Raw genomic sequence first — 12,715 nt, forward strand, 5'->3', positions numbered from 1 at the left:
CGTGTGCCGGCCCGTTCGATCGTTTAGGTACCCCATGTTCGTTGATTCCCATTGTCACCTCGACCGACTCGATCTCGCCGCCCATGACGGCCAGCTCGCCACTGCCCTGGACGCCGCGCGCCAACGGGGCGTGCGTCAGTTCCTGGCGATCGCCGTCACGCTGGACGACGTGCCCGGGCTGGTCGATATCGCCCGTGCCCACGACGATGTGACCTTTTCCGCCGGCGTGCACCCCCTGCATACGGTGCCGGACGAACCCGACACCCAGGCCATCGTCGCCTGCGCCGAACGCCATGGGGCGGTGGCCATCGGCGAGACGGGACTGGATTATCACTACGACGGCGTCGCCCACGACGTCCAGTATGCTCGCTTCGCCAACCATCTGCGTGCGGCTCGCGAGCTCGCGTTGCCGGTGATCGTGCACACGCGTGACGCCAAGGAAGACACCCTGGCGCTGATCCGCGAGCATACCGACCCGGCGGTGGGAGGCGTGCTGCATTGCTTCACCGAGGACCTCGACATGGCGCGGGAAGCGATAAGGCTGGGGTTCTATATTTCCCTCTCCGGTATCGTCACTTTCCGCAATGCCACCGCCGTGCGTGAATTGGCGCGCCGCATTCCGCTCGACCGTCTGCTGATCGAGACGGACAGCCCCTACCTGGCGCCGGTACCGCATCGCGGCAAGCCCAACGAGCCGCAATGGGTGGTGGAAGTCGCCGAGTGCATCGCCGCCGAGCGCGGGATCAGCGTCGACGAAGTGGCGATGCAGACCACCGCCAACTTTTATCGGCTGTTTCGCGAGGCATTGCCCGAGGCCCCGGAAGACGTGCGCGAGGCGCTGACGCACCTGACCGGCCAGTAATGCCATGCACGAGGAGGCAGCATGTCACTTGAGTCGATTACCGCACACCTCGAGGCATCGCAGGCGAGCGAGATCCCGCCCCTCGACCGCTGGGATCCGCCGTTCTGCGGCGACATGGCCTTGACCATCGCCGCCGACGGCCGCTGGTGGCACGAGGGCGCGCCGATCGGTCGCGCACGTCTGGTGCGGCTGCTGTCGCGCCTGTTGCGGCGCGAGGCGGACGGCGCCTATTACCTGGTGACGCCGGCCGAAAAGCTGCGCATCCAGGTCGAGGATCGTCCCTTCCTGATCGTCGATGCCGACTGCCAGGACGGGGTCTGGACGTTGACCACCCAATGGGGCGATAGCGTGACCCTCGACGCGTCGCGGCGCCTTGCGATCAGCCCCACGCCCGCCGGGGAGCCGGTGCCGGAAGTGCCCATCCGTTTCGGACTGGCGGCGCGGCTCAATCGCAACGTCTATTACCGTCTGATCGAACTTGCCGAGCTTTGCGAAGGTGACGAAGGCACGGCACTGGGGATCTACAGCGACGGCATCTGGCAGCCGCTCGGGTATCTTCCCGGGGAGCTGCCGTGAGCGAGCCTCCCACGCCCGAACAACGCGCCGTGGTGGGGCACGGCCAGGGACATGCCCGCGTCTCGGCGGTGGCCGGCGCCGGCAAGACCACCACGCTGGTCCAGCGGGTCCTGCACCTGCTGGCCAGTGGCGTGCCGCCCCAGCGCATTCTGGTGCTGATGTTCAATCGCGCCGCCCGCGAGGACTTCACGGCCAAGCTGCAGCGCGAGGCGACGGGGCAGCGCCTGCCCGACGTGCGCACCTTTCACTCCATCGGTCACCGACTGACCCAGACGCTGACGCGCTGGGGATACCTCTCGCCCCGGCAGTTGATCGCGGCGGACTGGCAGCGCGAGCGCCTTCTGCGCCAGGCGGTGCAGATGAGCCTGGAACAGGCCGATGACAGCCAGCGTCAGGCGGCGCTGGAAGCCGACCGGCTCGAGACGCTCGCGCAGTTCTGCGAACTCGTCAAGGCCGAGATGCGCACGCCCGAGGAGCTTCACGAACGCCTCGACTTCGGGGACGACACCCAGCATTTCTGCGAGGCGTACGCGCATTTCGAAACCCTGATCGCCGATCACGGCGTGATGACCTACGCCGATCTGCTCTACCGGCCGTTGCGCTGCCTGGAGGCGACGCCCGAGGCGCGCGCCCGCGTGCAGGGATTTCTCGACCACGTGATCGTCGACGAATACCAGGACATCAACGAAGTACAGCAGCGTCTGCTGGCCATTCTCGCGGGGAAGCGCGCACAGGTGATGGCGGTCGGCGACGCCAACCAGTGCATCTACGAGTGGCGCGGTGCGCGCCCGGACGCCATGTTCGAGCGTTTCGGCGCACTGTTCGGCACGGCTCACGACTACCCGTTGTCGTACACCTTCCGGCACGGTCATGTGCTGGCGCTGGCGGCCAACCATGCGATTCGCGCCAACCGCCGGCGTCCCGATCAGCTGTGTCTCGCGGCGCCGGGCACCCCGACGACCCGAGCCGACGTGGCCGTGGGCAATGCGGCGCTGCTCGAGGCGCTGCGCGAATGGCAGCAGGCCGGACGCGCGCTGAGCGAAACCTGCGTGATGGTGCGCAGTTGGGCCCTGTCGGTCTCCGTGCAGTTGCAGCTGTTGCGCGCGGGGGTCCCGTTCCGGCTCGCCCGCGAGGACCGCTTCGTCTTTCGTCTGCCGCTGGTGCAGGCGCTGGCCGGTTACCTGGCCCTGGCGCGCGACGGCAACCGCCTGCACGACCCCGAGCAACTCAACCTGCTGCTGTCGCAACCGACGGTGTTCGTGCCGCGCGAGACGCTGACCGCGCTGGCCCGGCAGCTGGCGCACACCCAGCAATGGCCCGAACGTCACGACCCGTTGTTGAGCGCCTTGAAGCCCCTGCAGCGGCGCAATCTCAAGCGGCGCTGGCAGTTGCTCTGCGAATTGCCGCGCCTGGGGCATTGGCCGCCGGCCAAGTTGCTCGAACACGTCGTGGAAGCTACCGAGGCGGACAAGGCGCTCAAGCGTGCGGCCTCGCGCCGCGCCAAAGCGGAGGATGACGTGCGCCTGCTCGATGTGCTGATCGAGCAGGCGGGCGAGCTCGCCAACGATCCCGATGCCTTCATCGAGCTGCTGAGCCAGCCGGTCGAGGGCCGCGGGGATGGCGTGCTGGTGACCACGGTGCATGGCGCGAAAGGGCTGGAATGGCCCCTGGTCGCCTTGTGGGGCGTCAACGAAGAGGATTTTCCGCATTACACGCGGGAGACCCCGCTGGATGCCGAGCGTCTCGAGGAAGAGCGCCGCCTCTACTATGTCGCGATCACGCGGGCGCGCGAGCGCCTGCTGGTGCTCCACGACGGCGGTGATCATCGTCCCAGCCGCTTCATCGACGAGACTGCCTGGGACGACTGCCACCGCGCCGCCGCCGCGCTCGGCGAGGCGCCGTTTGAGTCGCTGGCGGTGCGCGCACCGGAGGTGGTGGGGCCTTATCTGGAGCGCTGCGGCGTGCGTCTGCCCGTGACCCGCGTCGAGGAAAGCGCGACCGCCGCGACCCGCCACTGGGAGGTGGGGCAGTGGGTGCGCCACGGGGTCTTCGGCGAGGGCGAGATCGTGGTGCTCGAAGGTGATCCCGCCAATCCGGTCATCGAGGTGCGTTTCACCCAGGCCGGCCGCCGACGGCTGATCGCGGCAAGGGCGCCGCTCGAGCCCGTGGCGGCGCAGGCGAGCTGACAGGCGTCCCGCCGCCGGGCGGCTGGCGAGACGCTATCTCTCGGGCGAGGGCCTACATGTTGGGGTAGTTGGGCCCACCGCCGCCTTCCGGCGCGACCCAGGTGATGTTCTGGGACGGGTCCTTGATGTCGCAGGTCTTGCAGTGCACGCAGTTCTGGAAGTTGATCTGGAACCTGGGCTCGCCGTTTTCCTCGACGATTTCGTAGACCCCGGCGGGGCAATAGCGCTGCGCGGGCTCGGCGTATTCCGGGAGATTGACGCGCACCGGAATCTCGGGATCGGTGAGCCGCAGGTGGCAGGGCTGGTCCTCTTCATGGTTGGTATTGGAGAGGAAGACCGACGAGGCCTTGTCGAAGGACAGCTTGCCATCGGGCTTGGGATACTCGATGGGCGTCGCCTCGCTGGCATGGCGCATGCTGGCATGGTCGGGCGTGGTGTCGTGCACGGTGGGCAGCTTGCCGCCCAGCCACTGGTCCAGGAAGTTGTAGGCGCCGCCCTTGACGGTGCCGTACTTGTGAATCGCGGGGCCGAAGCTGCGGCTTTCGTGCAATTCCGCCCAGGCCCAGCTGTTGCGCCACTTGGTGGTGAAGGAAGACAGCTCCTGGCCGCCCTCGTCGCCGCCCACGAAGGCCTCGAACACGCTCTCGGCCGCCACCAGGCCGGATTTCATCGCCATGTGAATGCCCTTGATCTTGGCGAAGTTGAGCGTACCGGCGTCGCAGCCGATCAACAGGCCGCCGGGAAAGGTCATTTTGGGCAGGCTGTTGGCGCCGCCCTTGGTAATGGCGCGTGCCCCATAGGAAACGCGCGAACCGCCTTCCAGGTACTGCTTGAGCACCGGGTGGTGCTTCATGCGCTGGAATTCGTCGAAAGGCGACAGGTAAGGGTTGTCGTAGGACAGGTCGACGATCAGGCCGACCACGACCTGCTGGTTCTCGGCATGGTAGAGAAACCAGCCGCCGTGGGTGTCGCCGGGCAGCGGCCAGCCGGAGCCGTGCAGTACGCGTCCGGGCTCGTGCTTGTCGGCCGGCACGTCCCACAGTTCCTTGAGGCCCAGGGCGTAATGCTGGGGATCGCAACCCTCGTCGAGCGAGAAGCGCTGGATCAGCCGCTTGCCGAGATGGCCGCGGGCGCCCTCGGAGAACAGCGTGTACTTGGCGCGAAGCTCCATGCCCGGCATGTGCCCGGGCTTCTCGCTGCCATCGGCGGCCACGCCCATGTCGCCGACGACGATGCCGCGTACCGTGCCGTCCTCGTCGTGCAGGGTCTCCTGGGCGGCGAAGCCGGGAAATATCTCCACGCCCAGCTGCTCGGCCTGTTCGGCCAGCCAGCGGCACAGGTTGCCGGCACTGATCACGTAGTTGTCGTACGCGCCGCCGGTGTTGTGCATGCTCTTGGGGATCAGCGCGTTGGGAAGCTTCTGCGCATTCTTGGCGTCCTTGAGCAGATACAGGTCATCGCTGACGACCGGCGTGGTCAGAGGGGCGCCGCGCGATTCCCAGTCGGGGAACAGCTCGCGCAGGGCGCGCGGCTCGAGCACCGCTCCGGAGAGGATATGCGCGCCCACCTCGGAGCCTTTCTCGACCACGCAGACACTGAGTTCGCGCTGCGCCTCGTTGGCCTGCTGCATCAAGCGACAGGCGGCCGAAAGCCCCGCAGGGCCGGCGCCGACGATGACGACGTCGAAATCCATGTATTCGCGTTCCACGGCTTGATCTCCTTCATCTTCGCGTCGGGCGAGCGCCTCACCCGGTCATGCGCGCCACGTCGCTCGGGGAGAGCGGCACATGAACAATGTTTCGTGGTTGAATTGTATTTTAAACGGTTGTTTGATTCCAGCCGGAACGGCCGACGCGCATGATGTCATCTTCCATGGAGTTTGTCTGCGACTCAGGCGTGGGGCGCTGCGGGGTTTGACCGCGTTGGACGAGTTCACGCAATATTATATAGGGTCGCCGAGTGTGTAACGGGCGACATTTTTTCGGGACACGCCCCCTATCAAACGCTTGAATGAATTTGTTCTAAGGGCATGCCTGCCGGTTCTAACCAAGCGAGGACACCATGAAAGTACTCGTCGCGGTCAAACGCGTCATCGATTACAACGTCAAGATCCGGGTCAAGCCGGACCACTCCGACGTCGATCTCACGAACGTCAAGATGGCCATGAACCCATTCTGTGAGATTGCCGTGGAAGAAGCGGTGCGCCTCAAGGAAAAGGGCGTCGCCAGCGAAGTGGTGGCCGTCACCATCGGCCCCAAGGCCGCGCAGGAACAGCTGCGTACCGCGCTGGCGCTGGGCGCGGATCGCGCCATCCACATCGAGACCGACGACAAGGTCGAGTCACTGACCGCCGCCAAGCTGCTCAAGCGCGTCGTCGACGACGAACAGCCCGGCTTGACGATCCTCGGCAAGCAGTCCATCGATACCGACAACAACCAGACCGGTCAGATGCTGGCCGCGCTGGCAGGCATGGGACAGGGCACCTTCGCGTCCGAGGTGCAGGTCGAGGGCGACGAGGTCCGCGTGACCCGCGAGATCGATGGCGGCCTGCAGACGGTCTCGCTCAAGCTGCCGGCGGTGATCACCACCGACCTGCGCCTCAACGAGCCGCGTTACGCCAAGCTGCCCGACATCATGAAGGCCAAGAAAAAGCCCATCGACGTGCAGACGCCCGATGCCCTGGGGGTCGCGGTGACCTCCAGCCTGAACGTGCTCAAGGTGGAATCGCCGGCCGAACGTCAAGGCGGCACCAAGGTGGCGTCCGTGGATGAACTCGTCGACAAACTCAAGAACGAAGCCAAGGTGATCGCATGAGCATTCTGGTAATCGCCGAACATCACAACGGCCAACTGGCCGGCAGCACTGCGCATGTGGTCGCCGCGGCCCAGGCCATCGGCGGCGACATCGACCTGCTGGTGGCGGGCGAAGACGTTGCGGGCGTCGCCGAGGCGGCCGCCGGGCTCGCCGGCGTGAGCAAGGTCCGCGTGGCCGATGCCGGCGTCTATGCCCATCAGCTCGCCGAGCCGGTGAGCGACCTCATCGCCGGGCTCGCCGGGGAGTATTCCCATGTGCTGGCGGCGGCTTCCACCCAGGGCAAGAACGTCTTGCCGCGGGTTGCCGCGCTCAAGGACGTGGCGGCGATTTCCGAGGTGCTGGCCGTGGAAAGCCCGGACACCTTCCTGCGGCCCATCTACGCGGGCAACGCGATCGCCACCGTGCAGTCGAGCGATGCCCTCAAGGTACTCACCGTGCGCACCACGGCCTTCGATGCCGTCGAGGCCACGGGCAGCGCCACCATCGAAGCGGTGACCGCCGAGGTCGACAATTCGCTGTCGCGTTTCATCGGCGAGGAACTGGCCAGCAGTGATCGCCCCGAGCTGGGCAGTGCCCGCGTGGTCATCTCCGGCGGGCGCGGCATGGGCAACGGCGACAACTTCAAGCTGCTCGAGGGCATCGCGGACAAGCTGGGGGCGGCGATCGGCGCATCGCGGGCCGCCGTGGACGCCGGCTTCGTGCCCAACGACATGCAGGTGGGGCAGACCGGCAAGATCGTCGCGCCGGAGCTCTACATCGCCGTGGGCATCAGCGGGGCGATTCAGCACCTGGCGGGGATGAAGGACGCCAAGGTGATCGTGGCGATCAACAAGGACGAGGAAGCGCCCATCTTCCAGGTCGCCGATTACGGCCTGGTGGGCGACTTGTTCGAGGTATTGCCGGAGCTGGAAGCCAAGCTCTAGGTACGCTCTGGAACGTGCCGTATCGGGGCGGTCGTGCCGCCCCGTCACCCCCGGAAGAACCGGCCCTCGTGGCCGGTTCTTTCGTTGCATGGGGTGGCTCATGATTGATAATTGTTCTTGTTTGTATTAGCGTGCTAGCCCTTCAGGTGCTGGCCGTTGAGGTAACCGGCACGCAAACGCAACGGGAGAAGGCGTGGTGGCAAACGACACGCGACACCGAACACGGACAGGCTGGTGCGCGGCCTGGGCCGGCATGGCGCTATTGACGAGCCTCGTGACGCCCGCCTGGGCGCAGCAGACGTCATTGCGCGAGGCGAGCGCGCAAGCGCAACAGACCCAGGCGGCGTTGCAGGAAAAGATCGACGCGGCCGACGACGAGACCCGCGAGCTGCTCACTCGCTTGCGGGATGCCAGCCGCGACGCGTCCCGCCTCGAGCGCTACAACGAGGAACTGTCCCGCCGCAACGAGACGCAGGCGGCGCTGATCGAGCGGCGCCGCGAGGCCATCGACCAGCTGTCGGTCACGCGCGAGGCGCTGCCTGGCTTGCTGCGTGACATGGTGACGCGCCTGCGCACCCTGATCGAGGCCGATCTGCCGTTCCTGCGCGAAGAGCGTCTGGCCCGGGTCGAGAGTCTCGAGTCGATGCTCGATGACAGCGAAATGGCGGCCGCCGACAAGCTCGATCGCGTCTTGTCCGCCTGGCGCACCGAGCTCGATTACGGACGCGAGATGGATACCTGGCAGGGCACGCTGGTGGGCGATGAGGCACGCCAGGTCGATTATCTGCGCGTGGGGCGCGTGGGGCTCTATTACCTGACCCCCGACGGGCGCTCCGGGGCGGTCTGGCGTGCCGACGAGCGCGCCTGGCAACCGCTCGAGGGCAATGCGCTCGACGAACTTCGCAAGGGCATGCGCATCGCGCGTGACCAGCGCGCGCCGGCCCTGCTGGACCTGCCGGTCTCGGTGGCGCTCGAGACACGCGCGTCCGACGCCGCCAATTCTTCAGCCGCCGAGGACGAGGAGTCGTGATGAGCGCATGGAAGTCTCTGCTGTTATCCCCGGTGCTGGTCGCGGCGATGGCGTTGCCGGGTGTCGCGTCCCTGGCCTCGGCGCAGGATGATGGCGCGACGCCCTCGCTGGGGCAGTTGCTGGAAAGCTTGCGTACGGACAGCGACGCCGCCGAGGCACGTGACCGGCAGCGCCTCGCCGCCTTGATGGAGGATCGGGAAGCGCTGCGGGACGCCGTGAACGAGGCCGAGGCCGAACGCGAGGCGGCCCGTGAGCGGCGCGACGCGCTGGAAGCCACCCAGGCCGAACAACGCGAGGCGCTCGAGGCGGTGAACGAGCGTCGCCGCAACGAGGCGGGCGACCTCGACGGCGTGTTCGGAGTGGCGCAGAGCGCCATCGGAGAACTGCGCGATGACCTGGGCGACGGCTGGTTGACGGTGGGCACCCGGACCCGGTTGCCGGCGCGCCTGGACGATGACGCCATCATCGACACCCAGACCCTGGAATCGCTGGGCCGGACCTTTGCCGCGCTGACCGCCGAAACGGGACGCGGCGTACGCTTCGAGGCGCCCATCGCCGATGCCGAGGGCAACGTCGAGCGGCGCGAGGCGATTCGTCTCGGCGACTTTCTGGCCTTCAGCGACGGCAAGCTGTTGACCCGCGACGTCGGCGACGACTCGCGGGAACCGACACTGCGCGTGGTGTCGCACACCCCGGAAGCGGCCTCGCAGGCCTTGCGCGCCTTCCAGCAGGGCGACGGCGATCGCGTGGTGTTCGATCCGACGCGGGGCAATGTGCTCGAGGCGCTCTCGCAGCAGCCCACGCTCTGGGAGCGTTTCCAGCAGGGCGGTGCGGTCGGCTACGTGATCGTGGTGCTGGGCATCGCCGGTCTGCTCGTCGCCTTGTCGCAATACGTCTACCTGCTGCTGGTCAGCGTACGTCTGCGGCGTCAGCTGCGCTCGCCCGATGCGCTGCGCGACGACAATCCCCTGGGCCGCGTGCTCGGGCGCTTCGCGGCACTGGGGCGCGAGCATGCCCCGGAGGCCCTGGAAGCGCGTCTCGATGAAGCGCTGCTGGCCGAGAAGCCGCGTCTCGAGCGCGGCCAGCCTCTGGTCAAGCTGATGGCGGCCGTGGCGCCGCTGCTGGGGCTTCTGGGGACCGTGACCGGGATGATCGGGACCTTCCAGTCGATCACCGTCTTCGGGACCGGCGATCCGCAGCTCATGGCGGGCGGGATCAGCCAGGCCCTGGTCACCACCGTGCTGGGGCTGATCGCCGCCGTGCCGCTGCTGTTCGCGCATACCGCCTTGAGCAGCCGCAGCCGCGAGTTGCTCGGCACCCTCGAAGGGCGCGCCAGCGCCGTGCTTGCCGAGCATCTCGAAACGCCCGACGGCCACACGGGAACGCAGGCCCATGCCCACACTCGCTGAGCCCATCGTCTGGCTGGTAGGGGCCGGCGGCCCCGTGCTGGTGGTGATCGCCCTGGTCGCCATGGCCCTGTTCGCCATGGGGCTGGAACGCGGCCTCTACTGGCAGTTCGTGCATCGGCGTCGGCGTCGTGCGCTGGTCTCGCGCTGGGTCGCGCGACATGACCATCTGAGCTGGAGCGCGCTGACGCTGCGCGAAGTATGGACCCAGGAACTCATCGGCCAGCTGCGGCGCCCCTTGCCATGGCTCAAGTTGCTGGTCGGGCTGTGCCCGTTGCTGGGACTGCTGGGCACGGTTACCGGGATGATCCAGGTCTTCGACAGCCTGTCGCTGACCGAGGCCAATCAGGCGCGCGCCATGGCCGATGGCGTGGCGCGCGCCACGCTGCCGACCCTGACCGGGATGGCGGTTGCCGTGGTGGGGCTGTTGTTCACCACACGACTCGAACACGTGATTCGGCGCGAGGACCAGCGGTTGCATGACCGCATGGCGCGTGCCGTGGAGGATGCCAATGCGTAGGCGTCGACTACAGGACGTCAACGACGACGCCCAGGAGATCAACCTCACGCCGATGCTCGACGTGGTGTTCATCATGTTGATCTTCTTCATCGTGACGACCAGCTTCATCAAGGAAAGCGGGGTCGAGATCGAGCGCCCCGAATCGTCGGCCGCCACGGCGCGTCCCGATGCCCAGGTGATGGTCGCCATCACGGCCGAGGACGCCGTGTGGGTGGATGGTCAGCCGGTGGACGCGCACCGCGTGGGCAACGAGGTGGCCAGCCTGGTCAGCGACGAGGGTGGGGTCGTGATCCAGGCCGATCGCCAATCGACCACGGGGCTGCTCATCGAGGTCATGGATGCCATCCGCGACGCCGGCGTGGATGACGTCGCCGTGGCGGCGGAGCGAGGCGCCGACGGATGAGGGCGATCGCGGGAGCCGCGGGCGGCGTGCTGATGGCGCTGGGCCTGTTCTATCTGCTGGCATTGCTGGTGGCGCCGCCGGACGATGCGCGCGAGCCCATCGAGCAGCCGATGTCGGTGTCGCGTGTCGAGGCGCCAAAGGCGCAGGCACCGGCCCCCCAGGCGGCCGCGCCCGATGCGCCGACGCCACCGGCCGACACGCCGCCGCCACCGCCGCCGTCGCCCGTGCCGGCGGCGCAAAGCGACAGTGCGCTGGCGTTGCCCGAGCCCGAGCGCTCGGCACCGCCCACGCCGGAGGTGCCGCAAGAGACATTGCCGGAGCTGGAGGAGATCGAACTCCAGCCCGAACCCATGCCGGAACCGCAGCCCGAGCCGGAGCCGGCTCCCGAGCCGGAACCGACGCCACAGCCGACCGAGTCCTCGTCGGCGAACGAGGCGTCCCAGGGCGAGAGCGAGGCCGCCTCGGCGGACCAGGCCGCGGATAGCGGGGAGTCCAGCCAGGCGCCGTCGCAGGAAGTGGGGTCTCCCCAGCCCACCGAGCGCGTGCCGCCGGAATACCCGTCACGGGCGCAGCGTCGTGGCATCGAGGGGTACGTCGAAGTGCGCTTCACGATCCAGCCCGACGGCCGGGTGGATACCGATTCCTTGCGGGTCACCGAGGCCCAGCCGCGAAACGTGTTCGAGCGGGCGGCACTGAAGGCGATCTCCGGCTGGCGGTTCCCGCGTGCGGATGCCCCGCGTGAAGCGCGTCAGCGTCTAGAATTCCGCCTCAAGAGGTAGCGCATGCGGTTGTCTCATTGGAGCTATGCAGTGGTGGTGGGCCTGTGCCTGGGGGCCGCCGGCAGCAAGGCGCTGGCGGCAGGGCCGCCGCTGGCGCCGGACATGGTGAACGCCCTGGAGTCGCTGCAGCAGCGCCTGCAGGACGACGGGGCCAGCCAGGACGAGATCGACGACGCCAAGGCGGCGGCACGCCGACTGCAAGGGGGCAATGCGGCGGACCGCTGGGCGCGGGCGCTATTCCTTCAACTGGCGGCCACCGGTGAAGCCCGGCGGGGGCGTGACGGCGCCGCCGCCGATCTGTATCGCCAGGCGCGGCGCATCGACGGTGTCGACGGCGACTCGCGCCGGCGCTGGCTCGATCAGGAAGCTCGCCTGCGGCTGCGTGCCGGCCAGACCGCGCAAGGCGCCGAGCTGCTCGGCGAGTGGATCGAGCGTCACGGTGGCGACCGTGACAGCCTGTGGTTGATGGCGCAGGCGCAGGCGACGCTGGAGCACTGGTCACAGGCCGCGAACTGGGTCGACCGTGCACGCCGCGCCGGTGGCATGAACGATACGCGTCGTGCCCTGGCGGCGAGCGTCTATCAGCATGCCGAGCGCTATGAGGCGGCGCTGGGATTGCTCGACACGGCGCTCGAGGGGAAGGGCGACGACCCCGATGCCTGGCGGCGCGCGGCGGCCCTGGCGCAGCGCATGCAGCGTCCCGGCCTGGCCGCCGCGTTGTGGGAAGCCGGTTGGCGGCGGGGGGCGCTGCAAGGGCGCGAGGCGCTCGAGCAGTTGATACGCCTGCACGTGGCGGGCGGTACGCCGGCACGCGCCGCCGAGTACCTGCAGGCCGCATTCGAGGACGGTACCTTGCCCCGCGATGTCGAGCATCAGCGGCGCCTCGCCGAAGCCTGGACGGCGGCGCGCGCCCATCGCGAGGCGCTGTCGGCGTGGCGCACGCTGGCCGAACAGACCCGAGCCGCCGAGGACTGGCGGCAGCTCGGCGAACTGGCCTATGGATGGGGCGAATGGTCGACGGCGGTGGAGGCACTGCGCGAGGCTCGCGAGCAGGGCGCCGATCCCGCGCGAACCTGGCTGCTCGAAGGTGTGTCCCTGCTGGAACTGTCTCGCGAGGAAGACGCACGGCAGGCTTTCGAGGCGGCCCGCGACGCGGGCGCGTCGCAGGCCGAGGACTGGCTGGCATCGCTCGACGCCGACTGAGGTCGGTGTCGCG

12 protein-coding genes are annotated in these 12,715 nt (G+C 68.2%); 11 read left to right on the forward strand and 1 reads right to left on the reverse strand.

Annotated elements, in window-relative coordinates; translation table 11 throughout:
• The first annotated feature begins 34 nt into the window (after positions 1 to 34).
• Genes CSAL_RS08195 through CSAL_RS08205 form a run of 3 tightly spaced genes read left to right on the forward strand, consistent with a single transcriptional unit; the run spans position 35 to position 3,624 of the window.
• The gene (locus CSAL_RS08195; RefSeq protein WP_011506908.1) at positions 35 to 862 is read left to right on the forward strand and encodes a TatD family hydrolase; all 828 of its coding nucleotides are present in this window, start codon (positions 35 to 37) and stop codon (positions 860 to 862) included.
• A 21-nt stretch (positions 863 to 883) separates the two neighbouring features.
• On the forward strand, positions 884 to 1,438 hold the full coding sequence (locus CSAL_RS08200) for a DUF1285 domain-containing protein (protein WP_011506909.1): 555 nt from the start codon (positions 884 to 886) through the stop codon (positions 1,436 to 1,438).
• A complete protein-coding gene (locus CSAL_RS08205) occupies positions 1,435 to 3,624 on the forward strand; it encodes an ATP-dependent helicase (protein ID WP_011506910.1) in 2,190 nt (729 codons plus the stop codon). Before CSAL_RS08200 ends, CSAL_RS08205 begins: the two co-directional genes overlap by 4 nt.
• A gap of 52 nt (positions 3,625 to 3,676) precedes the next feature.
• Here the strand turns inward: CSAL_RS08205 and CSAL_RS08210 are convergent, their stop codons facing one another.
• Entirely contained in the window at positions 3,677 to 5,317 is a 1,641-nt protein-coding gene (locus tag CSAL_RS08210) for an electron transfer flavoprotein-ubiquinone oxidoreductase (RefSeq protein ID WP_043559268.1), read from the reverse strand.
• A gap of 368 nt (positions 5,318 to 5,685) precedes the next feature.
• Here CSAL_RS08210 and CSAL_RS08215 point away from each other — a divergent pair, with 368 nt between their 5' ends.
• From CSAL_RS08215 to CSAL_RS08250, 8 genes are all read left to right on the forward strand, one after another.
• Positions 5,686 to 6,438, forward strand: coding sequence for an electron transfer flavoprotein subunit beta/FixA family protein (locus tag CSAL_RS08215; RefSeq protein WP_011506912.1), 753 nt, complete (start codon positions 5,686 to 5,688; stop codon positions 6,436 to 6,438).
• The gene (locus tag CSAL_RS08220; protein ID WP_011506913.1) at positions 6,435 to 7,361 is read left to right on the forward strand and encodes an electron transfer flavoprotein subunit alpha/FixB family protein; all 927 of its coding nucleotides are present in this window, start codon (positions 6,435 to 6,437) and stop codon (positions 7,359 to 7,361) included. The genes CSAL_RS08215 and CSAL_RS08220 overlap by 4 nt, the downstream gene beginning before the upstream one ends.
• Positions 7,362 to 7,614: 253 nt before the next feature.
• Positions 7,615 to 8,391: a DUF3450 domain-containing protein gene (locus CSAL_RS08225; protein WP_050934511.1), complete on the forward strand. Its 777-nt coding sequence runs from the start codon at positions 7,615 to 7,617 to the stop codon at positions 8,389 to 8,391.
• On the forward strand, positions 8,391 to 9,800 hold the full coding sequence (locus CSAL_RS08230; RefSeq protein ID WP_011506915.1) for a MotA/TolQ/ExbB proton channel family protein: 1,410 nt from the start codon (positions 8,391 to 8,393) through the stop codon (positions 9,798 to 9,800). The genes CSAL_RS08225 and CSAL_RS08230 overlap by 1 nt, the downstream gene beginning before the upstream one ends.
• The gene (locus CSAL_RS08235) at positions 9,784 to 10,317 is read left to right on the forward strand and encodes a MotA/TolQ/ExbB proton channel family protein (protein WP_011506916.1); all 534 of its coding nucleotides are present in this window, start codon (positions 9,784 to 9,786) and stop codon (positions 10,315 to 10,317) included. The genes CSAL_RS08230 and CSAL_RS08235 overlap by 17 nt, the downstream gene beginning before the upstream one ends.
• Positions 10,310 to 10,720: an ExbD/TolR family protein gene (locus tag CSAL_RS08240; protein ID WP_011506917.1), complete on the forward strand. Its 411-nt coding sequence runs from the start codon at positions 10,310 to 10,312 to the stop codon at positions 10,718 to 10,720. The genes CSAL_RS08235 and CSAL_RS08240 overlap by 8 nt, the downstream gene beginning before the upstream one ends.
• Positions 10,717 to 11,499, forward strand: a complete 783-nt coding sequence (locus CSAL_RS08245) for an energy transducer TonB (protein ID WP_011506918.1) — start codon at positions 10,717 to 10,719, stop codon at positions 11,497 to 11,499. The genes CSAL_RS08240 and CSAL_RS08245 overlap by 4 nt, the downstream gene beginning before the upstream one ends.
• A gap of 3 nt (positions 11,500 to 11,502) precedes the next feature.
• A complete protein-coding gene (locus CSAL_RS08250) occupies positions 11,503 to 12,702 on the forward strand; it encodes a tetratricopeptide repeat protein (RefSeq protein WP_011506919.1) in 1,200 nt (399 codons plus the stop codon).
• The last annotated feature ends 13 nt before the right edge of the window (positions 12,703 to 12,715 follow it).

It is taken from the genome of Chromohalobacter israelensis DSM 3043, from assembly GCF_000055785.1.
In the GTDB taxonomy this organism is placed as follows: Bacteria; Pseudomonadota; Gammaproteobacteria; order Pseudomonadales; family Halomonadaceae; genus Chromohalobacter; species Chromohalobacter israelensis.

What these genes read in the sequence shown, in the direction of transcription:
- CSAL_RS08210 (WP_043559268.1), bottom strand. Translation starts at nt 5,317, where the DNA reads ATGGATTTCGACGTCGTCATCGTCGGCGCCGGCCCTGCGGGGCTTTCG.
- CSAL_RS08220 (WP_011506913.1), top strand. Translation starts at nt 6,435, where the DNA reads ATGAGCATTCTGGTAATCGCCGAACATCACAACGGCCAACTGGCCGGC.
- CSAL_RS08250 (WP_011506919.1), top strand. Translation starts at nt 11,503, where the DNA reads ATGCGGTTGTCTCATTGGAGCTATGCAGTGGTGGTGGGCCTGTGCCTG.
- CSAL_RS08195 (WP_011506908.1), top strand. Translation starts at nt 35, where the DNA reads ATGTTCGTTGATTCCCATTGTCACCTCGACCGACTCGATCTCGCCGCC.
- CSAL_RS08235 (WP_011506916.1), top strand. Translation starts at nt 9,784, where the DNA reads ATGCCCACACTCGCTGAGCCCATCGTCTGGCTGGTAGGGGCCGGCGGC.
- CSAL_RS08230 (WP_011506915.1), top strand. Translation starts at nt 8,391, where the DNA reads ATGAGCGCATGGAAGTCTCTGCTGTTATCCCCGGTGCTGGTCGCGGCG.
- CSAL_RS08245 (WP_011506918.1), top strand. Translation starts at nt 10,717, where the DNA reads ATGAGGGCGATCGCGGGAGCCGCGGGCGGCGTGCTGATGGCGCTGGGC.
- CSAL_RS08215 (WP_011506912.1), top strand. Translation starts at nt 5,686, where the DNA reads ATGAAAGTACTCGTCGCGGTCAAACGCGTCATCGATTACAACGTCAAG.
- CSAL_RS08200 (WP_011506909.1), top strand. Translation starts at nt 884, where the DNA reads ATGTCACTTGAGTCGATTACCGCACACCTCGAGGCATCGCAGGCGAGC.
- CSAL_RS08225 (WP_050934511.1), top strand. Translation starts at nt 7,615, where the DNA reads ATGGCGCTATTGACGAGCCTCGTGACGCCCGCCTGGGCGCAGCAGACG.
- CSAL_RS08240 (WP_011506917.1), top strand. Translation starts at nt 10,310, where the DNA reads ATGCGTAGGCGTCGACTACAGGACGTCAACGACGACGCCCAGGAGATC.